Here is a 23,437-nt window from a genome sequence, read left to right as displayed (position 1 = left end):
CCGCCGGATGCAGGCGCTCGCCCACGAGGGCGCCGCGACGCCTTTCATGGCCTGGTATGCCGCGCTCGCGGCGGTGCTGTCGCGGTACAGCGGCCAGCAGGACTTCGGGCTCGGCGCGGTGGTGGCGAATCGCCAGATCGCCGGGACCGAGGCGATGCTGGGGTTCTTCACCAACACCGTGGTGCTGCGCACCGACCTCGCGGGCGATCCCACGTTCCGCGAGCTGCTCGCGCGGGCGCGGCGGACCGCCCTCGACGCCTATGAGCACCAGGCCCTGCCGTTCGACGTCGTCGTGCAGGATCAAGGGCTGGCGCGGCAGGCCGGCGAGAACCCGCTGTTCGACGTGACCTTCTTCGAGGTGACGCCGCCGACGATGGATGCGGCATCCGGCTGGTCGACGCGCCTCGGCGCCGTGCCGCAGGGGGTGACGACCGCCAAGAACGCGCTGGCCGTGTCCGTGCAGCACACCGCCGAGGGGACCCTCGTCGAGGTTCTTTACGACACCACCCGCGTGTCGCGAACGGCGGCCGAGCGGCTGGGCGGGCACCTGACGACGCTGGTGACCGACGCGGCGGCGCACCCGGACCGACGGGTGTCGCAGCTCGCGCTGCTCACCGACGAGGAGACCGAAAAACTCGCCGCGTGGAACGTCGCGCCGCCGGCCGATCCGGCTGCTCGGTGCATCCACGAGCTGATCGCCGAGCAGGCGACCAAGGCCCCGCAGGCCGTGGCGCTCGAGCAGGACGGCCAGCAGCTTTGCTACGGCGAATTCGAGGCGCAGGCGAATCAGCTGGCGCATCACCTGCGCGCCCTCGGCGTCGGGCCCGAGGTGCGCGTCGCGGTGTGCGTCGAGCGGTCGTTCGCCATGGTCGTGGGCCTGGTCGCGATCTTGAAAGCAGGCGGCGCCTTCGTCCCGCTCGACCCGTCGTCTCCGCCGGATCGGCTCTCGCTCCTCCTCGCCGAGGCCGAGGCGCCGGTGCTATTGACGCGCGCGGACCTCGAGGGTCGCTTCGAGGCACCCGGCGTGGCGGTGGTGCGGCTCGACGTCGATGCTGCGCAATGGGCCGCACAACCGAGCACCCCGCCCGCGAGCGGCGTGACCCTCGAGCACGCCAACTACGTCGTGTTCACCTCGGGCTCGACCGGCAAGCCCAAGCCCGTCGTCAACGAGCATCGCGGCCTCGCCGCCCGCGTCGCCTTCCAGCGCCGGCACATCCCCGTCCATCCTGGTGATCGCATCCTCTTCAGCGCCGCCGTCGCCTTCGACGGCGCCATCGTCGACTGGATGCTCTCCCTCTGCAACGGCGCCACCTGCGTGCTGCCCAGCAACGCCTACGACGCCGTCGAGGGCATCGCCGAGTGCCTCGAGCACCGCGCCATCACCTTCTCCTTCATCCCCCCGCCATGTTGCGGGTGCTCCGTTGCCCCGCGCCGGCCCTCCGCCACATCACCCTCGCCGGCGACGGCACCCCGCCTGCCCTGGTCGCGCAGTGGGCCGAGGGTCGCCAGGTCCTCAACTCCTACGGCCCCACCGAGTGCAGCATCTTCGCGGCTCAGGCCTGGTTCGATCCGTCGCGGCCCGAGCGGTTCTCCATCGGTCGGCCCATCCATGGCGTGCGCCTCTACGTGCTCGACGCTGCCCAGCGACCCGTCCCCATCGGCATGCCCGGTGAGATCCACCTCGCCGGCGTCGGACTGGCGCGAGGTTGCTCGAATCGGCCCGCCATGACCGCCGAGCGCTTCGTGCCGGATCCGTTCGCCCACGAGCCCGGCGCCCGCATGTACTGCACCGGCGACCTCGCGCGCTGGAACGAGGACGGCGAGCTCGAGTTCCTCGGCCGCGCCGATCATCAGGTCAAGATCCGCGGCTTCCGCGTCGAGCTCGGCGAGGTCGAGGCGGCCCTCTCGTCCCACGTTGCAGTCGCGTCGTGCGTCGTCGTGGCGCGCGAAGATTCGCCGGGGAACAAGCACCTCGTCGCCTATGTCGTCGCGCAGGACGGCGCGCTCGCGGCGAACGTGCTGCGCGAGCACCTGCGGAGCCACCTGCCCGACTACATGCTCCCGTCGGGCTTCGTCTTCCTCGACGCCCTGCCGCTCTCCGCCAACGGCAAGGTCGATCGCAAGCGGCTGCCTGCCCCCAGTGACACGCGGCAGACCGCGGAGACGTCGTACGTCGCGCCGCGCACCGAAGCGGAGCGAGCGCTCGCGGAAGTTTGGACGGAGGTGCTGCGCGCCACGTCGGTCGGGCTCCACGACAACTTCTTCGCGCTCGGCGGAGACTCGATCCTGGCGATCCAGGTGGTGGGCCGGGCCAAGCGCGCCGGCTTGCACGTGACGGTGCGCGACATGTTCATGCACCAGACGATCGCGAAGCTGGTGCAGGTGGCGCGTCGATCGAGCGCGGCCGTGGCGGAGCAGGCGGTGACCGGCACGGCTCTGCTGACGCCGAGCCAGCAGTGGTTCTTGAGCAAGGACCCCGAAGAGGCCCACCATTTCAATCAGGCCTGGATGTGGACGCCGTCGTCTGCGCTGTCGCCCGCGCTCGTGAGCGAGGCGTTGCAGGTCGTATTGCGGCAGCACGACGCGCTGCGCTTGCGGTATCACCATACCGAGTCCGGGTGGGTGCAGAGCCACGCGGAGGCGGTGGCGCTGCCGCTCGAGCGGACCGACCTCTCGGCGCTGCCGCCCGGCGCGCGCAGGGCCGCCGTGGAGGCCGCGGCGAACGATCTGCAAGCCGGCCTGTCGCTGTCCGCGGGTCCGGTGGCCCGCGCGGCGTGGCTGGATGTGGGCGAGGAGGGCGCGCGGCTGCTGCTCGTCGTGCACCACCTCGTGGTGGACGGGGTGTCGTGGCGGATCTTGCACGAGGACCTCGAGCGCGCCTGCGAGGCCCTGCTGGCCGGGCGGACGCCCGAGCTCGCGGCCAAGACGACCTCGTTCCGGCAGTGGTCGGAGCGGCTGCACGCGTTCGTCGCGGCCGGCGGCCTGTCGCACGAGCTCGACTTCTGGCGAGCTCGATGCGCGCAGGGCATCACCCCGCTGCCGCGCGACCGCGAGGCGGCGCCGGGCACGGTCGGAGACAGTCGAACCGTGGACGTGGAGCTGTCCGAGGCAGAGACCCGGGCGCTCCTGCACGACGTGAGCGCGGCGTACCGCACCGAGATCAACGATGTCCTGCTCTCGGCGCTCGCGGCGGCGTTGAGCTCGTTCTGCGACACGGACACGGTGTGCGTCACCCTCGAAGGGCACGGGCGCGAAGCGCTGATCGAGGACGTCGACGTGTCCCGCACCGTCGGCTGGTTCACGTCGATGTTCCCGGTGTGGCTGACGGTCCCGGAGACCGACGATCCGGCGACGCTGCTGAAGGGGGTCAAGGAGCAGCTCCGATCGGTGCCGAACCGCGGCTTCGGATACGGCTGGCTGCGGTACGCGCACCCCGACGCGGCGGTGCGCGCCGCACTCTCGGTGGATCCGCAGGTGGTGTTCAATTACCTCGGGCAGCTCGACATGGCGGCGCAGGGCCGGGGGTTGTTCGGACCGGCGGCGGAGCCGACGGGGCGGACCACGAGCTCGCGGATGGCGCTGTGGCACGCGCTCGCGGTGAACGGCGGCGTGTGGCAGGGGCGGCTGCGGTTCGAATGGACGTACAGCTCGGCGATCCACGACGAATCGACGGTGGCGCGCCTCGCAGCGCGGTTCGTCGCCGCCCTGCGACGAATCATCGCCCACTGCGCCTCGGGCGAAGCGTTCGGCTACACGCCCTCGGACTTCCCGCTCGCGCGGCTCGATCAGCCGGCGCTGGACGGGCTGTTCGGGACCCTGCGCGACGTCGAGGGCGTCTACCCGCTCTCGCCGCTGCAGGCGGGGCTGTTGTTCCACGCCCTGAACGAGCCGGAGTCGCCGACCTACACCGTCCAGCTCGCGCTGCGGCTGGGAGGCGACGTCGACGCCGCGGCGCTCGAGAGCGCGTGGAAGACCGTGTTCGCCCGCCAGGCGGTGTATCGGACGGCTTTCCTGTGGCAGGGCGTCCCGGAGCCGCTGCAGGTGGTCCGGAGGAGCGTCGCCTTCGCTATGCCGACGTACGACTGGTCCGCGCTGGACGCCGGCGAGGCGGAGGCGCGGTGGGAGGCGCTGCGGCGCGAGGAGCGGGCGGCCGGCTTCGACTTCGCACGGGCCCCGCTGGCGCGGGTCGTGCTCGTGCGCATGCCCGGAGGTCGGACGTGGATGGTGAAGACCACGCATCACATCCTGGCCGACGGCTGGTCGATGCCGGTCGTGCTCGCGGAGCTGCAGGCCGCCTATGCCGCGCACCGGGGTGGGCGTCGGCTCGCGCTGCCGGAGCCGGTGGCCTACGAGCGGTACATCGCCTGGCTCGCGACCCGCGACCGCGAGGCGTCGTCGGCGTTCTTCGCCGCGTACCTGGCCGGCGTCGAGGAGCCGACGCGGCTGCCGTTCCCGCCGCCCGCGGCGACCCCTGCAGAGGCGACGCGGGAGCACCGGCAGCGTGACACCTCGCTGACCGCCGCCGAGACCGAGGCGATCACGACCTTTGCGCGACGGCACGGCCTGACCCTGAACACGGTGGTGCAGGGAGCGCTCGCGCAGCTCCTCGGCCGTACCACCGGGCGGACGGATGTCGTCTTCGGCATGACGACCTCCGGTCGCGGCGCGCCTCTCCGCGGCATCGAGCGGATGGTCGGCCTGTTCATCAACACCTTGCCGCTGCGGGCGCGGTGGTCGGGCTCGGAGCGCGTCCTCGAGTGGCTGCAGCGCCTGCAAGCCGAGCAGGTCGAGCTGCGCGCCCACGAGGCGACCCCGCTGTACGAGGTGCAGCGCGCGAGCGCGGTGGGTGGCGGTCGCGCGCTGTTCGACACGCTCCTCGTGTTCGAGAACTACCCGGTGGACGAAGCGGCGCAACGAGCCGAGTCCCTGCCGATCGAGGAGTTCCAGGCCTTCGAGCAGACGAGCTACCCGCTCGCCATCACGGTGGCCGCGGGCACGACCCTCGACTTGCGCTGGATGTGGGAACCCGCGGCGCTGCGCGACGAAGACATCGCGCAGCTGTGGGGCCACCTGCGGACCGTCCTCCTCGACATGGTCGCGCACCCGGACAGGCGCCTGGCGGAGCTCGATCTGCTGACGGAGGCGGAGCTCGCGGAGCTCGCGGCGTGGAACGACACCGCCGTGGCGTATCCGCCGGCGCGGTGCATTCATCAGCTGTTCGAGGAGCAGGCCGCGCGGACTCCGGACGCCGTGGCGCTGGTGTTCGGCGACCAGCAACTGAACTATCGCGAGCTCGACGAGCGCTCCAACCAGCTGGCCCATCACCTCCGCGAGCTGGGCGTCGGCCCGGAGGTGCGGGTGGCGCTATGCGTCGAACGGTCGCTCGAGATGCTCGTCGGGCTGCTGGCGATCCTCAAGGCGGGCGGGGCCTACGTGCCGCTCGACTCGAGCTATCCGCAGGACCGGCTGGCCTTCATGCTGGCCGACGCGCGACCCGCCGTGTTGCTCACGCAGGCGCACCTGCGTGACAGCCTGCCGCCGCAGGAGCTGGCGGTCGTGCATCTCGACGTGCCCGCCTGGCAGCACCTGCCGCGCACGTCCCCTGCCGTCGACGTCGGCCCGGATCACGCGATCTACGTCATCTACACCTCGGGCTCCACGGGCCGGCCCAAGGGCGTCCTCAACACCCATCGCGGCCTCGACAATCGCCTGCGCTGGATGCAGCGCACCTACGGCCTCTCCACCAGCGACGCGATCTTGCAGAAGACGCCGCTGTCGTTCGACGTGTCCGGCTGGGAGCTGTGGTGGCCGCTGTTGGAAGGCGCCCGCATGGTGATCGCCGCCCCCGAGGGGCACAAGGATCCGCGCTACCTCGCGGCCCTCATCGCCACCGCCGGCGTCACCGTGATCCACTTCGTCCCGTCGATGCTCGGCGTCTTCCTGGCCGCCACCGAGCCCCGCGAGCGCGCCTCGCTGCGCCTCGTCTTCGCCAGCGGCGAGGCGCTCCCCGGGCACCTGCGGGACGCCTGGTACGCGGGCAATCGCGGCGAGCTCCACAACCTCTACGGCCCCACCGAAGCCGCCATCGACGTCACCAGCCACGCCTGCCGGCCCGACGAGTCGGGACCGGTGCCGATCGGTCGGCCGATCGACAACACCCGCACCTACGTCCTCGACGCCGCGCTCCGCCCGGTTGCCGTCGGCGTCGCGGGCGAGCTGTATCTGTCGGGCGTCCAGCTCGCCCGCGGCTACCTCGGCCGCCCCGGCCTGACCGCCGAGCGCTTCGTGCCGGATCCGTTCTCGGAGCCCGGCGCCCGCATGTATCGCACCGGCGACCTGGCCCGCCTTCGCGACGACGGCGCCATCGAGTTCCTCGGCCGCATCGATCATCAGGTCAAGATCCGCGGCTTCCGCATCGAGCTCGGCGAGATCGAGGCTGCCCTCGCCGCGCATTCGTCGGTGCGCGACTGCGTCGTCGTCGCTCGCGAGGACGCGACCGGCGACAAGCGCCTGGTGGCCTACGTGGTCGGTGACGACCTCGCCATGAGCGAGCTGCGAGGATCGCTCGGTGCCAGCCTGCCGGACTACATGGTCCCGTCGGCGTTCGTCTTCCTCGACGCCCTGCCGCTCAACCCCAACGGCAAGGTCGATCGCAAGGCCCTGCCCTCCCCCGAGACCACCCGCGCGGCAGAGGCCTGCGTTGCGCCGCGCACCGACCTCGAGCGCGCCCTCGTGGCCATCTGGGAGGATCTGCTCGAGGCGCGCCCCATCGGCGTCGACGACGACTTCTTCGCGCTCGGCGGCCACTCGCTCCTCGCGGTGCGCGTCGTGTCGGCGGTGAAGGCGAGGCTCGGCCTCGGGCTGACTCTGGCCACGTTGCTGCAGCAGCCGACGATCGCGGCCCTGGCGGCGGCGCTGGCCGCGACGGAGACGCGGCCGGCGCCCGCGCTCTCGCCCGCCCCGCGCGGCGCGGCCGAGCCCGCGTACGACGGCCTCTCGGGGACCGAGCGGCGCATCTGGTTCGTCGACAAGCTCGCCCCCGAGGCGCGGTCGTACCAGGTCCCGCACGTGTTCGTCGTCCGCGGCGCGCTCTCGGAGCCGGCGCTGCGCGAGAGCGTGAAGCGGCTCGCGGAGCGGCAGGAGATCCTCCGCACCACCTATCCCGAGGTGGACGGCGTGCCGACGCGAACGGTCGCGCGCAGCGTGTCGATCCCGCTGCGCGTGGAGGACGTCTCGGCGCTGCCCGAATCGGCGCGAGAGGTCGCCTTGCGCGCTCACCTAGAGGCCGAGATCGCGGTCCCCTTCGACCTCACGACCGGACCGCTGACGCGCGTGCTGGTCGTGAGCCTGGAGGCCGAGCACCACGTCGTGCTCGTCCTTCAGCACCACATCATCACCGACGAGTGGTCCAGCGGCGTGCTGCTCGCCGAGCTCTCGCGCCTGTACGAGGCGTGCTGCCGCGGCGAGGCGGCGACATTGCCGGCGCTCTCCTACCAGTTCGCCGACCACGCGCGCGCCGAGCAGGAGGCCCTCACGGCCGGCGGCTTCGCGGCGTCGCGGGCCTACTGGAAGGCCAAGCTCGCAGGCGTCCCGCGGCTGGAGCTGCCCATCGTCGACACCGCCCCGGGCCGCGGCCGCGAAGCGAGCGTCGCGCTCGGCGTCCCGCTCGAGGCGAGTCGCGGGTTGCAAGCGCTCGCGCGCGAGCACGGATGCACGCCCTTCATGGCCTGGTATGCCGCCCTCACCGCGGTGCTGTCGCGGTACGGCGGCCAGACCGACTTCGGGCTCGGCGCCGTGATTGCGAACCGCGAGGTGCCGGGTACGGCCGATCTGCTCGGGTTCTTCACCAACACCGTGGTGCTGCGCACCGACCTCGCGGGCGATCCGTCCTTCCGCGAGCTGCTCGCGCGAACACGGCGGACCGCCCTCGACGCCTATGAGCACCAGGCGCTGCCGTTCGACGTCGTCGTGCAGGATCAGGGGCTGTCGCGGCAGGCCGGCGAGAACCCGCTGTTCGACGTGAGCTTCTTCGAGGTGACGCCGCCCACGACCGTTGCTGCGGCTGGCTGGTCGCCGCGCCTCGACGCGTTGCCGCAGGGCGTGGCGACCGCCAAGAACGCGCTGGCCGTGTCCGTGCAGCACACGGCCGAGGGGACCCTCGTCGAGGTTCTTTATGACACCACGCGCGTCTCGCGAACGGCGGCCGAGCGGCTGTGCGGGCACCTGCGGACGCTGGTCAGCGACGCCGCGGCGCATCCTCACCGGCGTATCTCCGAGCTCGAGCTGCTCACCGACGAGGAGACCGAGAAACTCGCGGCGTGGAACGTCGCGCCGCCGGCCGATCCTGCTGCCCGATGCATTCACGAGCTGATCGCCGAGCAGGCGGCCAAGGCCCCGCAGGCCGTGGCGCTCGAGCAGGACGGCCAGCAACTTCGCTACGGCGAATTCGAGGCGCAAGCGAATCAGCTCGCGCACCACCTGCGCGCCCTCGGCGTCGGGCCCGAGGTCCGCGTCGCGGTGTGCGTCGAGCGGTCGTTCGCCATGGTCGTGGGCCTGGTCGCGATCTTGAAGGCGGGCGGCGCCTTCGTCCCGCTCGACCCGTCGTCTCCGCCGGATCGGCTCTCGCTCCTCCTCGCCGAGGCCGAAGCGCCGGTCTTGCTGACGCACGCGGACGTCCGACTCTCGGCGCCGGGCGTGACGGTGGTGCGGCTCGACGTCGATGCGCCGCAGTGGGCCTCCCAGCCCATCACCCCGCCCGCGAGCGGCGTGACCCTCGAGCACGCCAACTACGTCGTCTTCACCTCGGGCTCCACCGGCAAGCCCAAGCCCGTCGTCAACGAGCATCGCGGCCTCGCCGCCCGCGTCGCCTTCCAGCGCCGGCACATCCCCGTTCATCCCGGCGATCGCATCCTCTTCAGCGCCGCCGTCGCCTTCGACGGCGCCATCGTCGACTGGATGCTCTCCCTCTGCAACGGCGCCACCTGCGTGTTGCCCAGCAACGCCTACGACGCCGTCGAGGGCATCGCCGAGTGCCTCGAGCACCGCGCCATCACCTTCTCCTTCATCCCCCCCGCCATGTTGCGCGTGCTCCGGTGCCCCGCGCCGGCCCTCCGCCACATCACCCTCGCCGGCGACAAGACGCCGCCCTCTCTGGTCGCGCAGTGGGCCGAGGGTCGCCAGGTCCTCAACTCCTACGGCCCCACCGAGTGCAGCATCTTCGCGGCTCAGGCCTGGTTCGATCCGTCGCGGCCCGAGCGGTTCTCCATCGGTCGGCCCATCCATGGCGTGCGCCTCTGCCTGCTCGACGCTGCCCAGCGACCGGTCCCCATCGGCATGCCCGGTGAGATCCACCTCGCCGGCGTCGGCCTCGCCCGCGGCTATTTGAATCGGCCCGCCATGACCGCCGAGCGCTTCGTGCCGGATCCGTTCGCCCACGAGCCGGGCGCCCGCATGTACTGCACCGGCGACCTCGCGCGCTGGAACGAGGACGGCGAGCTCGAGTTCCTCGGCCGCGCCGATCATCAGGTCAAGATCCGCGGCTTCCGCGTCGAGCTCGGCGAGGTCGAGGCGGCCCTCTCGTCCCACGTTGCAGTCGCGTCGTGCGTCGTCGTGGCGCGCGAGGACACGCCGGGGAACCACCGCCTCGTCGCCTATGTCGTCGCGAAGGACGGCGCGCTCGCGACGGCCGCGCTGCGCGAGCACCTGCGGAGCCACCTGCCCGACTACATGCTCCCGTCGGGCTTCGTCTTCCTCGACGCCCTGCCGCTCTCCGCCAACGGCAAGGTCGATCGCAAGGCCCTGCCCTCCCCCGAGACGACCCGCGGCGCGGACGAGGCCTTCGTGGCGCCGCGGACCGACCTCGAGCGCGACCTCGTGGCCATCTGGGAGGAGTTGCTCGAGGTGCGCCCCGTCGGCGTCGACGACGACTTCTTCGCGCTCGGCGGCCACTCGCTCCTGGCGGTGCGCGTCGCGTCGGCGGTGAAGACGAGGCTCGGCCTCGGGCTGACTCTCGCCACGTTGCTGCAGCGGCCGACGATCGCGGCCCTGGCGACGTCGCTCGCCGCGACGGAGACGCGACCGGCACTCGCCCTCTCACCCGCCCCGCGCGGCGCGGCCGAGCCCGCGTACGACGGCCTCTCGGGGACCGAGCGACGCATCTGGTTCGTCGACGAGCTCGCCCCCGAGGCGCGGTCGTACCAGGTCCCGCACGTGTTCACCGTCCGCGGCGCGCTCTCGGAGCCGGCGCTGTGCGAGAGCGTGAAGCAGCTCGCGGAGCGGCAGGAGATCCTCCGCACCACCTATCCCGAGGTGGACGGCGTGTTGACGCGAAGGGTGGCCGACATCGTGTCGATCCCGCTGCGCGTGGAGGACGTCTCGGCGCTGTCCGAGGCGGCGCGAGAGGTCGCCTTGCGCGCCCACCTCGAGGCCGAGATCGCGACCCGCTTCGATCTCGCGACCGGACCGCTGACACGCGTGCTGGTCGTGAGCCTCGAGGCCGAGCACCACGTCGTGCTCGTCCTCCAGCACCACATCATCACCGACGAGTGGTCGAGCGGCGTGCTGCTCGTCGAGCTCTCGCGCCTTTACGAGGCGTGCTGCCGCGGCGAAGCGGCCACATTGCCGGCGCTCGCCTACCAGTTCGCCGACTACGCGCGCGCCGAGCAGGAGGCCCTCACGACCGGCGGCTTCGCGGCGTCGCGGGCCTACTGGAAGGCCAAGCTGGCGAGCGTCCCGCGGCTGGAGCTGCCCATCGTTCGCGCCGCGCCGGCGAGCGGCCCCGGCCTCGAAGCCAGCGTCGCGCTTCGCGTCCCGCCGGAGGCGAGCCGCGGGCTGCAGGCGCTCGCGCGGGCCCACGGATGCACCCTCTTCATGGCCTGGTATGCCGCCCTCACCGCGGTGCTGTCGCGGTACAGCGGCCAGACGGACTTCGGGCTCGGCGCCGTGATCGCGAACCGCGAGGTGCCGGGCACGGCCGACCTGCTCGGGTTCTTCACCAACACCGTGGTGCTGCGCACCGACCTCTCCGGCGATCCCACGTTCGCCGAGCTGCTCGCGCGAGCGCGGCGGACGGCGCTCGAGACTATGAGCACCAGGCGCTGCCGTTCGACGTCGTCGTGCAGGATCAGGGGCTGTCGCGGCAGGCCGGCGAGAACCCGCTGTTCGACGTGACCTTCTTCGAGGTGACGCCGACGAGCCCCGGCGCCGCGACCCGCTGGTCACCGCGCCACGACGTGGTGCCCGCCGGCGTGGTGACCGCGAAGCAGGCGCTGGCGCTCGGGGTGCTTCACGACGCGGAGGGGACCGAGGTCTCCCTGACCTACGATACGAGCCGCGTGGACGCCGGCGCGGTGGAGCGGCTCGCCAGCCACCTGCAGGTGTTGGTGCAGGACGGGGTGCTCCATCCGGACAGGCGCCTGTCGCAGCTGGACCTCCTGACGGCGGCGGAGCACGCGAACCTCGCGGCGTGGAACGACACCGCGGCGGCCGGTCCCGCAGACAGGTGCACCCACGAGCTGTTCGCGGCGCAGGCCAGGCGGACGCCGACCGCGGTGGCGCTGGTGTTCGGCGAGCAGCGGCTGACCTACCAGGAGCTCGACGAGCGCTCGAACCAGCTGGCCCATCACCTGCGCGGGCTCGGCGTCGGCCCCGAGGTGCTGGTGGCGCTGTGCGTCGAGCGGTCGCTCGAGATGGTCGTGGGGCTGCTGGGGATCCTCAAGGCGGGCGGGGCCTACGTGCCGCTCGACCCGAGCTATCCGCGAGAGCGACTGGCCTTCATGCTGACGGACGCGCGGCCCGCCGTGCTGCTCACGCAGGCGCGCCTGCGTGACAGCCTCCCGCCGCACGCGGTCGTGACCGTGCACCTCGACGCGGACGCGCCCGCGTGGCAGGAGCCGCACACGCCGCTCGCGGTCCCCGTGCGGCCGGACCACGCGAGCTACGTGCTCTACACGTCGGGTTCGACGGGGCGGCCCAAGGGCGTCCAGATCTTGCACGCCGCGCTGACGAACCTGCTGCACGCCTTCGCCGAGCAGACGAAGATCGGGCCCCATGACGTTCTGCTGGCGGTGACCTCGATGTCGTTCGACATCGCCGGGCTCGAGCTGTTCATGCCGCTGATCCGGGGCGCCTCGATCCACCTGGCGTCCCGCGACGACGCGAGCGACGGCGAGGCGCTGGTGCGGGCACTCGAGCGCGCGACGATGATGCAGGCGACGCCGGCCACCTGGCGCATGGTGCTGGACGCCGGCTGGACGGGCGAGAGGCCCTGCAGGCGCTGTGCGGCGGAGAGGCCATGACGCCGGATCTGGCGCGCGAGCTGACGCGCAGGGCGTCCCCGGTGTGGAACGTGTATGGGCCGACCGAGACGACGATCTGGTCCGCGCTGTCTCGCGTCGACCCCGGACCGGGCCCCGTCCGGCTCGGTCGAGGCATCGCCAATACGCAGCTCTACGTGGTCGACAACAACCTGCGGCAGACGCCGGTGGGCGTCCCGGGCGAGCTGTACATCGGCGGAGCCGGACTCGCGCGCGGCTATCTGAACCGGCCCGAACTGACGGCCGAGCGCTTCGTGCCCGACCCGTTCTCCGCCGTGCCCGGGGCGCGGATGTACCGCGCCGGCGACCTCGTCCGGTGGGACGCGAACGGAGCGCTGGAGTTCCTCGGGCGCATCGATCACCAGGTCAAGATCCGCGGCTTCCGCATCGAGCTCGGGGAGATCGAGGCGGTGCTGTCGTCGCACCCGGGCGTGCGCGCGTGCGCCGTGGTCGTGTGGGAACCTGTCCCCGGGGACAGTCGCCTGGTCGCGCACGTGGTCCCGGGCGAGCGCGGATGCACCGACGATGCGCTGCGTGAGCACCTCGGGGCCGCGCTGCCGGCGTACATGGTCCCCTCGCGGTTCGTGCGGCGCACGGCGCTGCCGCTGAGCCCCGCCGGCAAGGTGGATCGCAAGGCGCTGCCGCCGCCCGACGTGACGCGCGACGTGGTCGAGGCGTCGACCGTGGCGCCGCGGACCGAGTTCGAGCGCGTGCTCGCCGAGCTGTGGTCTGCGGTGCTGCAGCGGTCGCCGCTCGGGATCCACGACAACTTCTTCTCGCTCGGCGGAGACTCGATCCTCGCGCTGCAGGTGATCGGTCGCGCCAAGCGAGCCGGCCTCCACCTCACGGCGCGCGACATGTTCACGCATCAGACGGTGGCCGAGCTCGCGCTGGTGGTGCGCCGAGACAGCGCCGTGCTGGCGGAGCAGGGAGCCGTCGTCGGGACGGTGCCGCTGACGCCGATCCAGCTCTGGTTCCTGGACGGGGACCCCGTCGACGCGCATCACTACTGCCCCGCGATGCGCTGGACGCCGCCGCCCGCGCTCTCGCCCGAGATCGCCGCGGAGGCGCTGCGGATCGTCGCGGAGCAGCACGACGCGGTGCGGCTGCGATACCGTCGCACCGAGTCCGGTTGGGTTCAGGAGCACGAGGCGGGGGCGACCGTCGCGCTCGAGCGGGTGGATCTTTCGCCGCTGGATCGCTCGGCCCGCGACGCCGCGGCGGTCGAGGCGGTGGCGAGGTTGCAACGCGGCATGAATCTGGAGAGCGGCCCGATCTGCCGCGCTGCCTGGCTGGACCTCGGCGAAGGCGGCGCGCAGCTCGTCCTCGTCCTCCACCACCTCATCACCGACGGCATGTCGTGGCGCATCGTGTGCGAGGACCTGCAGCGCGCATGCGAGGCGCTGCTCGCCGGGCGGACACCGGAGCTCGGGCCCAAGACGACGTCCCTCCGTCAGTGGTCCGAGCGGCTCCACGCGTTCGTCGCCGGCGGCGGCTTGACGCCGGAGCTCGCGTACTGGCAGGCGCAATGCGCTCGTCGCATCCCTCCGATCGTGCGAGACCGCGACTGCGCGCCGGGGACCTTCGGCGACAGCCGCACCGTGGAGGTGGAGCTCGCCCCGGCAGACACCAGCGCCCTCCTGCGCGCCGTGGGCTCGCGGCAGGGGACGGAGATCGACGCCGTCCTGCTGGCGGCCCTCGCGTCCGCGCTGAGCGCCGCCTCCGCGACGGATACGGTCTGCGTGGCGCTGCAGCACCACGGTCGCGAGCCGGTCGTGGCGGACGTGGACGTGTCCCGCACCCTGGGATGGTTCTCGACCCTGTTCCCGCTGTGGCTGAGCGTGCAGCAGGGCCGCGATCCTGCGGCGCTGCTGAATGACGTGAGGGAGCAGCTGCGCGCCGTGCCCGGCCGGGGCCTCGGGTACGGCTGGCTGCGGTATGCGCATCCAGACGCCCACGTACGCGCGTCGCTCGCCGTACCGATGCCGGTGGTGTTCAACTACCTCGGGCAGTACGAGGCCGGATCGCCGTGGACATTCGACGGGACGGCGCATTCGAGCATCAGCCCGAACACGGCCCTGTTTCATGAGCTCGTGGTGAGCTGCATCGTGGTGGACGGACGGCTGCGGCTCGCCTGGAGCTTCAGCCGCGCCGTCCATGAGGCCTCGACGATCGAGCGGATCGCGGGAGCGTTCCTCTCGTCGCTGCGGCGACTCATCGCGTGCTGCAGCTCGGCCGACGGGGAGGACGCGCCTTGCAACTGACAGATCCATCGCAAGCTCGGCTGCTCTGCGCCGAGCATCTCGACGAGCAGAGCGCCGGTCTCCCGGCAGCGACGCGCGCAACTGCGGGAGGTGCGGACGTGGCTCAAGACGTTCATCTCCAGGCCGAACCCGATCATCGGTCGCAAGGGGTCCGTGTGTCCCTTTGTCGAGCCCGGCCTGAACCGGTTTCGATCGATCCGCTTCCATGTGTACGAAGGAGAGCTGCACCCCGCCGCCGTGGAGTCGGTGATCCGCGCGCTGGTGGCACGCTTTCCCACGGAGCTCCCCACCACCGGGATGGGCCGTGAGTTCCGCGCCATCCTGACCCTATTCCCCGAATTGCCGAACGACGCGGGGCCGTGGTTCATCGACCCGATACAACAGGCGCTCAAGCCCGAGATCACCGCCCAGGGTCTGATGATCGGCCAGTCTATCCCGGCTGCCGCGAGCCCGGCTTGCACAACCCCGACTACCGCCCGCTCGAAGCGCCGCACCCGATGCTGGTGATTCGCCCGATGCAGCTCACCGATCTGATGTTCCTGTTCTCCCGCCCGGAGTACTTGTCGGCCTACGTCCGGAGGTTCGGCATCACCGCCCGCGACGAGCTCACCGTGCGCATCGCCGCCGCCGGCGTACCGCAGCTGCCGGTCAACTGGGAGGCGGTCCTGGACGCCGCGTTTCCGCCGAGCCACCCAGGATGAGATGAGCACCGCGCGCCCGACAGCGATCGCCCCGAACGGGTCAAGGACCGGCGCCGTCCGCAGCGCGCTGGATGCTGCGGATCTGTCCCTGCTCCATCGTGATGACCCGGTCTGCGCAGGAGAAGTAGCGGTCGTCGTGGCTGACCGCGAGCACGGTCTTTCCGCGGGCCCGGAGCGTGGGGAGCAGCTCGGTGTAGAAGTATTTGCGGAACTCGGGGTCCTGGTCGGCGGCCCACTCGTCGAACACGTAGATCGGGCGGTCCTCGAGCAGCGCGACGATCATCGCCAGGCGCTTGCGCTGGCCGGTCGACAGCTCGCGCTTGGTGAAGCCCCGTCGGCGAACGACGTCTGGCTGCGGAGGTGCATCTGCCCGAGCAGGCGGTGGACCTCGCTCGCGTCGACGTCGGCGAGGCCGTAGAGGCGCGAGAACAGGTGGAAGTCGGAGTAGATCGTCGTGAACAGCTCGCGGTAGGCGGCGGCGTTGCGCGGGTCGACGGCGATGCCGTCGACCACGAGTCGGCCACCGCTCGCCGCGTACAGGCCGGTGAGCGTCTTGACCAGGGTCGTCTTGCCGCTGCCGTTGCCGCCGACGATGAACAGCACCTCGCCGGCGTTCACGGTGAGGTCGATCGGCCCGATGTGAAAGCCGCGATCGGTGCCCCCGGCGTGACCGTATTGAAGGCCGCGCAGCTCGATCGACGAGAAGCGCCCGCCCCAGGGGTCCTCGCCGGGCTCGGAGCTCTCGAGGCCGGCCGCGTCGAGCTTGGCCTCGAGCGCCGCGATCTCGGCCAGCGCCTGGTTGGAGCGGGTGAACGCGGCCACGCCGTTGATGATGCCGCTGAGCGGACCCCAGATGAACATCGTGCCGGCGACGAGGGTGCCGGTCATCGCGGTGTCGGTGGGGACGTACTGGGGGAGCACGAACACGACGGTGCCGAGCAGCGCGAACAGGCTGCAATTGGCGAAGATCCAGTTGTCGTCGAAGATCCGGCCGGACTGGACGGTCGCGCGGCGCATCCGCTCGGAGTGAGCGACGATGCCGGCGCGCAGCTCGCTGCCGCGACGCCGGCTGTACTTGACCTCCTTGAAGCCGCGCAGCAGATCCGTCAGCGAGTCGAAGAAGCGCAGGCGGGTCTCGGCTTTCTCCTGAAAGTAGCCGTCGAGCTCGCGGAGCCTGGCGCGGTAGATGCTCACGCTGATCGCGGTCAGCAGCGCGAGCAGCACGAACGCAGTCGGCGACACGTACGCGAGGTAGAGGCAGGCGAACACGGAGATGCTGGCCGACTGCAGCACGTGGGCCATGTTCCCCGCCCATCCGGAGATCACCGCCACGTTCTCCGTGAGGCGGTCGAAGATCTCGGCGGAGCCGATGCGTTCGATGCTGGCGAGATCGGTGTGCTCGATCTTGTCGACGATCCGGGTCTTCATGCGGTGCAGCGCCGACTCGACGATGGCCACGCAGCGGTGGTACGTGGCGCGCCCCGCGACGGCGTACAGGATGACGCCCACGGCGAACATCGCAAACACGCGGAATTCGGTCGGGTCGGACGAAGCGCTGGCCGCATTGACCAATGCGAGCACCAGCACGTTGGCGACGCCGGCGAGGCTGGCCGCGGCCAGCACCCCGCGCCGCTCCTTCCCCGCCTCGTCGAGGAACAGTTCGACGATAGTCATGAATCGATGCCGTCGTACGCGGGTCAGGCGGGCTCAGCCCGTCCGCTCTTCCGCGGCCTGTGCCATGGCGAGCCGCAAGGACAGCGGCCGCATGTCGGTCCACACTTCATCGACGTGGGCGAGGCACTCTCGCTTGGTGCCGCTCTTGCCCGCCTTGCGCCATCCGGCCGGCAGTTCGCGGTCGGCGGACCAAATCGAGTACTGCTCCTCGTGGTTGATGACCACCTCGTAAAGCCGGGTGTCATCCGTCTCGTCTTCGCGCATGGAAGTGTTCCTGATCGGTGGAGATCCAGATGTGGAGAACGACAGGACGCTCGCACGTCGAACGTTCGCCGTCAACACCCGCAGCGCGCCGCGAGGCGCACGACGACGATGCACAGGATCACGATGGTGCACGCGCGCGAGCGGCGATCGAGGGGGCCGCCCGAGCGACGATCGGACTCGTGTCACACGGGCTCCGCCGAACCCTACGAGCATCCCATCAGGTGCTCCGGAAAGACGCCCCCCGCGGGCGGGCTCGGAGGCCTCGCAGTGCAATGCGCGATGAATCGTTCGCGACGGGCGAGCACGCCGGGCGAGAGCGTTCACGCGTACCAGACGGGGCCGTAGCGAGCTCCTCGACGCAAAGTCGCGCGCGGTGCGCGACCGCGAAAACGATGCAACGACCTTGACATTGGGACTCAAACGCAGTGAGGTACTGTCCATGGTGAGCGAGACGACACAAGTGAAAGAAGTGGCCCATGATCCCGAGACGCGGCTGATGCAGGCCGACGCGATCATTCATCGTAACGTCCTGTGGGCGCTCGGCGCCGGGGTCGTGCCGATCCCGATCGCCGACGTGCTCGCCGTCAGCGCGGTGCAGGTCAAGCAGCTCAAGGAGCTGTCCGCCCTCTACGGCATCGCGTTCCGCGAGGACCTCGCCAAGAAGCTCGTCGGTTCGCTGCTCGTCGGGATCGGCGGCGTCGGTGTGGGCGCGGCGCTGGGGATGAGCCTGGCCAAGCTGATTCCGGTGGTCGGGACGGCGCTCGGGATCGTCAGCGTGCCGGTCGCGTCCGGCGCCTTCACTCACGCCATTGGCCGCGTCTTCGTCATGCACTTCGAATCCGGGGGCACCTTCCTCGACTTCGATCCGCACCGGATGCGCGACCACTTCCGGCGCGAGTTCGAGGGCGCGAAGGAGAAGGTCGCCGAGCTGCGGAATCGACCCGGCGCGCCGAACGTGTCGCCCCAGGGGCCGGCGTAACCGGAGGCGCGGTCGATGGAATTGACCCTGCTCTTCGTCTACGCGCTGCCGGTAGTGACCCTGTTGGCGCTCGGGCTGCTCGGCACGACGCGGCGCCTCGGCTTCTGGCTGACGGTGCTGCTGTCGATCGTGCTGACGCCGATCGGCGGATTCATCGCCGCCCTGCTCTCGGGTCCGCGCAAGGCCAAACGGCGAGCAGGCTGAGGTCTCATGGCGAGCACCCGGGAGAAGAGGGAGGCCGACGACCGCTCGCCGCTCCGCGAGTGGAGCGAGAAGACGCTCGGCCAGGTCGAATACCTCACCTACACCGCGCTGGTCGTGGCGCTGCTGCTGCTCGGCTTCCTGTGGCCGCGGATGTTCATCACCGTCCCGACCGGCAGCCAGGGGGTGATGTACCGCTATTTCGCCGGCGGCACCGTGACCGACAGGGTGTGGGGCGAAGGGCTGCACATCATCCCGCCGTGGGACCACATGACGCTGTACGAGGTGCGCCTGCAGCAGAAGACGTTGAATTTCGACGTCCTCAGCGACGAGGGGCTCAACCTGCAGGTCTCCGTCTCGGTGAAGTTCCGGCCGTACAGCGACATGCTCGGGCATCTCCACCGCGACATCGGCCCCGATTACTTCGAGCGGGTGATAAAGCCCGACATCCAGGCCCACGTCCGGCGGACCTTCGGGGACCGGTCGGCGCACAAGATCTACTCGAGCGCCAACGACCTGATGCTCGAGTTGCGGCGGATCTCCGCGCTCAGCCGCAAGGAGCTCGGCGACGGCGACGAGAAGAAGCCGTACGCGCAGATCCAGGAGCTCGAGCTGGTCGACCTCGAATTGCCCGATGCGGTCCTCGCCGCGATCGCCGAGCGGTACCGCCAGGAGCAGCTCACGCTCGAGTATCGCCACCGGCTCGAGCGCGAGGAGGCGGAGGCCCAGCGCAAGCGCACCGAGGCGAGCGGCATCCGCGACTACAACACGATCATCGGCGAGCTCTCGCCCGACGTGCTGCGCTGGCGCGACCTCGAAGCGACGGCGGAGCTCGCCAAGTCGACCAACTCAAGGTGGTCGTCCTCGGCGGAGGAGCCGGCTCGAACTCCTCGCTGTTGTTCAACGTCGGTGGTGAATCGACGACGGTCTCACCGTCGACCGCCGCGAAGTCGGCCGCCGCGTCGCCGGCCTCCGAATCGACGGCCCCGGCGTCGTCCGCGGCGCCTTGAGCTCGCTCAACTCCGGCCGGTCGCGTCTCGCCACAGCTCGAGCAGCCGGAGCAGCACCGCCCCGTCCGGCCGCGGCGGCTCTTTGAAAGTCGGCTCGAGCTGGATGCCGAAGCGTCGCATGTCGAGGAAGGGGTTCTTCTCGAGGTCGAAAGCGCCGAGCGGCCGGTCGAGCTGCCCCGGGCGCAGGCCATACGAGATGGCGCTCCGCTGCACCTCTTCGCGCCCCAGGTATTGCAGCCAGCGCCGCGCCGCGTCGAGCTCATGCGCGCGCGCCTCGTCGTCGGGCCACATCAGCACCGCGGGGTGATCGGCGACGAGGGTCGTCGACGGGTAATACACCCGGACTTCTCCGAGCTCGTCGGATTGGAGCCGCGCGAGGATCGGGAAGACGAGGCTCTCGTAAGTGATGACGCCGTCGTAGCTCTTCGGGCCGAGGTCGAAGACGTGGTCGGTCAGCAGCAACGCGGAGGCGAACCATTCGTCACGCCCCGCGTTGCAGCGCCGCAGCCACCGCTGCAGGAGCTCCGCCTCGCGCTCGAGCGCGGGCGTGATGTCGCCGGCGGCGTCGCCGAGGAGGTGCTGCCGGGCCATCAGCAGGAGCGTCGAGAGGCCGCCGGCGGAGGACGTCGGCGCGGGGAACCCCAGCTTGACGCGGCCCCAGGAGCGCAGCTCGTCGGGCGTCGGGAGCAGCGGAGCGGCGGGCGTCGGCGGGGCCCCAGCGGCAGAGCGCCGCTTCTTCGCCGCGAGCCGCGGGTCGGGCGGCGGCGGCGGCGGGTTGCGCTGGACGAACCAATCGAGCCAGGTACCCGGGAGCATGTCCTCCTGCAGCACGCTGTCGAGCGCGGGCGCGCGAGGAATCGTGGGACAGAGCGCATCGGCCCAGAACCCCAGCCCTTCGCGGTCGGCCTCGCGGATCGCCCGCAGCGTCCGGAACTGCGCCTCGTGGAGCAGGGCGACGAGCGGCGAGCGGACGAGGGGGCGCCGCTCGTCGATCCGGAACAGCAATTCGTGGGACTGCTCTCGCCAGCGGATCTCCAGGTAGCGCAGCGAGAGCTCCTCGGCCGGCGCCCACAGCGTCGGTCGCAGCTCGCCGCGGAGAATGGCGTTGGCGACCTCGAAATCGTCGCCCGCGGTCAGCCGCAGCTGGACGTTCGGGCACTGCTTCATGAAGGCGTCGGCCGCTTGCGAGAGCCAGGGCCCTTGATCGAAGCTGTGGACGACCTCGACGAGGTTCGGCTGCCCGAGCGGGCCAGGAGGGCCGCACTCGAGCGGTGCGTCGCCGAGCTCGTCCCGGACCTCGGCGAATTCGGCGGCCTGTGGGACGGCGTCGACCAGGTTGCCGCCCAGTGCCATGAACGCCGCGATGACGCCGACCATGGCCCACAAGGCGCCGAGGAACAGCGCATTGCCGACGATGGAGCCCCATCCCCGGGGCCCGTCTCGGCCCCGCGCGAGGCCGGTTTGCGGCGGCCGAGCCTGAACAGCGCGATCACGAGAGCCGTGAGCGCGAGGGCGAGGCCGATGCGAATCGCCGCCTCCATCACGCACCACTCGAGACGCGGCGAACTACGCGCAGCTGGACATTCGTGGACATTGCGAGGGCATCCTCGCACACGGGCTTCAGGGCGTCAAACATGACGAGGCACCTCGGCCGCATGGATGCCGTGCCGATACGACGGACGCGGGCCTCCTCCTGCGCGGTCCGAACGCGATCGTCGGCTGTCCGTGCGACTGGTACTCCTGTGAACACGCGGAGTCCGGCCCGTGATCTGCCGGATGACGGCGAGGGTAGCTCCCGCGAAGCTCGCCCCCGCCAACGTCTGCCGCGGCGATCCCGACGCGAGCGGCTCGCCGGCGCTCGATCGCGTGCGGCCACTCCGCCGTCTTCGCAGGCTCCGCACGAGCGCCGGGAGTATGGAGTTTCATTGCATTCTCGATCCTGATCTCGCGGCCCATGCTCCATTGCTCCGCCGATTCGTACGTGTCTGAAAGGTCATGTCCATTGTCCGCGGCAGGCTCCGCCCGGCCGAGATCCGCGAGCCATCCCGAGCCGGCCCGGAGCCTCCGCATCGATGTCGCAGGAGGTGCGCCCGGTGCCGGCGGACCGGGGCGCCATGGTCGCGTGGGCGCTCCCTCGCGCACGTCCTGCGTCGCACGATCCCGCCCGACGCCTCCAGGGCCAGCCGCGGCGGACGACCCGGGACCCGGGCGATGCGCATCGCGGAACTCGGCTACGTGTTCGCCACAGTGCCGCCGGGCCCCCGACGGCGCGCCGATCCACCGCCGTCGGTGCCGCCTCCGCCCCCGCCCGGGAAGTCGCGGCGCAAGCGGCCCGTGCCTGTGATACACGTAGACGATTGACCGAACCCGCGCGGCGGCGAACCCGGCCGACCGGCCGCCGCGTCCACACATTGTCCTATCAGCCTGCGCCGGCCGCGATCCTCCGAGCCATGCCGAGTGTGTCGATTCGTCTCCTCTCATCCATCTCGCTACTCTCCCTCGCTTGCAACAATGACGGCGATCCGCTGGACTCCGTGGGCATCGATCCGGGGTTCATCAGCGGGGCGTGCATTCAGGGGCAGTGCTTCAACGGGCTCGTCTGCCAGACGAACAATTTGTGCATGGACCCCGGCGGCGGGTCCGAGGGCGACCCGAGCGGCGGTCCGGGCGGCGATCCGACCGACGGCTCGACCAGCGACACGAGCGCGGGGCCGACCGGCGATCCGACCAGCGGTCCGACGAGCGATCCGACCGTCACCGGCGGCCCGGGGCCGACGTCGGACAGCGACCCGACCGGCGATCCGCCGATGACCACCGGCGAGCCGGGCAATTGCAAGAACCTCCAGTTGGACGCGCCGAAGACCAACCTGATCTTCGTGCTCGACCGCAGCGGCTCGTTCTCCGTCGGCACCTGGGATCACGACGGCAACCCCGGGACCCCCGCGATCAGCAAGTGGAGCAGCCTTCACAAGACCTTGACCGCGGTGATCGGCAAGTATCAGGCGCAGCACAAGCTCGGCCTGATGATGTTCCCGTCGAGCGCCGCGACGACCGACTACAGCGCGGGGGCGTGCGTGACCAACACCAGCCCCGAGGTCGCCCCGGCGCTGGGTAACGCGGCGGCGATCGGCGCCGCGCTGCCGGCGGCCGACGCGATGCTCAAGGGCGCGACGCCGATGGCCAGAGGCCTCGACGGGGCGCTCTCCTCCCTCGATTCGGCGCCGGCGAACGAAGCGCGGGCGATGGTGCTCATCGGCGACGGCCCGCCGAATTGTTCCGACAGCGCGCCGAACGCCGACGGGCTGTTCGAGGTCCTCGACACGAGCGTGCACGGGATCGTCGGCGCCGCCTGGTCGAACGACCAGATCCCGACGGCCGTCGTCGGCGTCGCCCTCCCCGACTCGTACAGCCAGGTCATAAAGGACGGCAACCCGGACAACGTCAATCCGGTGGTCGAGTTCAACGCGCTCGCCGAGGCGGGCGGGCGCCCGCGGGCCGGCGCGGCCAAGTTCTACGACGCCTCGAACGAGAGCGAGCTCGGCGCGTACCTCGACGAGGCGGTCCGCGTGACCCTCGGCTGCGAGCTCAGCCTCGGCGACACCCCGGCCGACCCGACCGCGACCCGCGTGACGGTCGCCGGCATGAACTACGCGTATTCGCCGAACCTGAATTGTTCGACCGGCGACGGCTGGGTGTACACGAGCGGCGACAATTCACGCGTCCGGCTGTGCGGGGCCGCCTGCGCCGGGTTGCTCTCGTCAGGGAGCGCGCAGGTCGACCTCGACTGCCCGTGAGGCGTCGCGTCGCCGCGAAGCCGCGTCGTCCGCCTCCACGTCGGAGTCACCGTATCAGGGGGCTCACGATTACGACCGCACCGAGAAGAAGGCGCAAAGGCAGTCGCTGCGCCTGAAATCACTCGACCTCGCCGAATGAGCGCGCTCCGGCGCCGCGCGATCGCCACGACGGCCGCGCGCTCGTGTCATTCGTCGCCGCCCGCGGCGGACTGCCGTCATTCGATTCGCCGCCGCCC

Annotated in this window: 10 protein-coding genes and 2 pseudogenes; 9 read left to right on the top strand and 3 right to left on the bottom strand. The window is 71.1% G+C overall.

The genetic code is table 11. From position 1 onward, the window contains the following. Positions 1-7: 7 nt before the first annotated feature. The 5 genes and pseudogenes from OV079_RS50735 to OV079_RS50715 form a co-directional block, all read left to right on the top strand. Positions 8-1,345, top strand: a pseudogene (locus tag OV079_RS50735) (AMP-binding protein); the annotation flags it as partial. 59 nt (positions 1,346-1,404) lie between these two features. Then, positions 1,405-11,169: a non-ribosomal peptide synthetase gene (locus tag OV079_RS50730; RefSeq protein WP_267777760.1), complete on the top strand. Its 9,765-nt coding sequence runs from the start codon at positions 1,405-1,407 to the stop codon at positions 11,167-11,169. Further along, positions 11,115-12,296, top strand: a complete 1,182-nt coding sequence (locus tag OV079_RS50725) for an AMP-binding protein (RefSeq protein WP_267777759.1) — start codon at positions 11,115-11,117, stop codon at positions 12,294-12,296. Before OV079_RS50730 ends, OV079_RS50725 begins: the two co-directional genes overlap by 55 nt. Next, positions 12,293-14,578: a condensation domain-containing protein gene (locus OV079_RS50720; RefSeq protein ID WP_267777757.1), complete on the top strand. Its 2,286-nt coding sequence runs from the start codon at positions 12,293-12,295 to the stop codon at positions 14,576-14,578. The genes OV079_RS50725 and OV079_RS50720 overlap by 4 nt, the downstream gene beginning before the upstream one ends. Before the next feature lie 90 nt (positions 14,579-14,668). Beyond that, a pseudogene (locus tag OV079_RS50715) lies at positions 14,669-15,279 on the top strand (DUF6875 domain-containing protein). 40 nt (positions 15,280-15,319) lie between these two features. Here OV079_RS50715 and OV079_RS50705 read toward each other — a convergent pair. From OV079_RS50705 to OV079_RS50695, 3 genes are read right to left on the bottom strand one after another with little or no spacing between them, the layout of a single operon-like run. Continuing rightward, positions 15,320-15,562 (bottom strand): hypothetical protein, encoded by a 243-nt coding sequence (locus tag OV079_RS50705; RefSeq protein ID WP_267777751.1) that lies wholly within the window; start codon positions 15,560-15,562, stop codon positions 15,320-15,322. After that, a complete protein-coding gene (locus OV079_RS50700; protein ID WP_267777750.1) occupies positions 15,559-16,953 on the bottom strand; it encodes an ATP-binding cassette domain-containing protein in 1,395 nt (464 codons plus the stop codon). Before OV079_RS50700 ends, OV079_RS50705 begins: the two co-directional genes overlap by 4 nt. A gap of 33 nt (positions 16,954-16,986) precedes the next feature. Beyond that, positions 16,987-17,217, bottom strand: coding sequence for an MbtH family protein (locus OV079_RS50695; protein ID WP_267777749.1), 231 nt, complete (start codon positions 17,215-17,217; stop codon positions 16,987-16,989). A gap of 373 nt (positions 17,218-17,590) precedes the next feature. Between OV079_RS50695 and OV079_RS50690 the strand changes: the two genes are divergently transcribed. The 4 genes from OV079_RS50690 (at position 17,591) to OV079_RS50670 (ending at position 23,201) form a co-directional block, all read left to right on the top strand. Continuing rightward, positions 17,591-18,196 carry a YcjF family protein gene (locus tag OV079_RS50690; RefSeq protein ID WP_267777748.1) on the top strand — a complete coding sequence of 202 codons (606 nt, stop codon included), beginning with the start codon at positions 17,591-17,593 and terminating at the stop codon, positions 18,194-18,196. Positions 18,197-18,211: 15 nt separating this feature from the next. Beyond that, positions 18,212-18,400 (top strand): hypothetical protein, encoded by a 189-nt coding sequence (locus OV079_RS50685; RefSeq protein ID WP_267777747.1) that lies wholly within the window; start codon positions 18,212-18,214, stop codon positions 18,398-18,400. A 6-nt stretch (positions 18,401-18,406) separates the two neighbouring features. Continuing rightward, positions 18,407-19,714: a prohibitin family protein gene (locus OV079_RS60055; RefSeq protein ID WP_420829472.1), complete on the top strand. Its 1,308-nt coding sequence runs from the start codon at positions 18,407-18,409 to the stop codon at positions 19,712-19,714. Between the two features lie 2,227 nt (positions 19,715-21,941). Further along, on the top strand, positions 21,942-23,201 hold the full coding sequence (locus OV079_RS50670; protein ID WP_267777744.1) for a vWA domain-containing protein: 1,260 nt from the start codon (positions 21,942-21,944) through the stop codon (positions 23,199-23,201). Positions 23,202-23,437 lie beyond the last annotated feature (236 nt).

The organism is Nannocystis pusilla (assembly GCF_026626665.1).
Lineage (GTDB): Bacteria > Myxococcota_A > Polyangia > Nannocystales > Nannocystaceae > Nannocystis > Nannocystis pusilla.
Note: the sequence above shows the minus strand (reverse complement) of the source record. Positions and strands in the feature narration are given on the sequence as shown.

What these genes read in the sequence shown, in the direction of transcription:
- OV079_RS50730 (WP_267777760.1), top strand. Translation starts at nt 1,405, where the DNA reads ATGTTGCGGGTGCTCCGTTGCCCCGCGCCGGCCCTCCGCCACATCACC.
- OV079_RS50720 (WP_267777757.1), top strand. Translation starts at nt 12,293, where the DNA reads ATGACGCCGGATCTGGCGCGCGAGCTGACGCGCAGGGCGTCCCCGGTG.
- OV079_RS50705 (WP_267777751.1), bottom strand. Translation starts at nt 15,562, where the DNA reads ATGATCGTCGCGCTGCTCGAGGACCGCCCGATCTACGTGTTCGACGAG.
- OV079_RS50700 (WP_267777750.1), bottom strand. Translation starts at nt 16,953, where the DNA reads ATGACTATCGTCGAACTGTTCCTCGACGAGGCGGGGAAGGAGCGGCGC.
- OV079_RS50695 (WP_267777749.1), bottom strand. Translation starts at nt 17,217, where the DNA reads ATGCGCGAAGACGAGACGGATGACACCCGGCTTTACGAGGTGGTCATC.
- OV079_RS50685 (WP_267777747.1), top strand. Translation starts at nt 18,212, where the DNA reads ATGGAATTGACCCTGCTCTTCGTCTACGCGCTGCCGGTAGTGACCCTG.
- OV079_RS60055 (WP_420829472.1), top strand. Translation starts at nt 18,407, where the DNA reads ATGGCGAGCACCCGGGAGAAGAGGGAGGCCGACGACCGCTCGCCGCTC.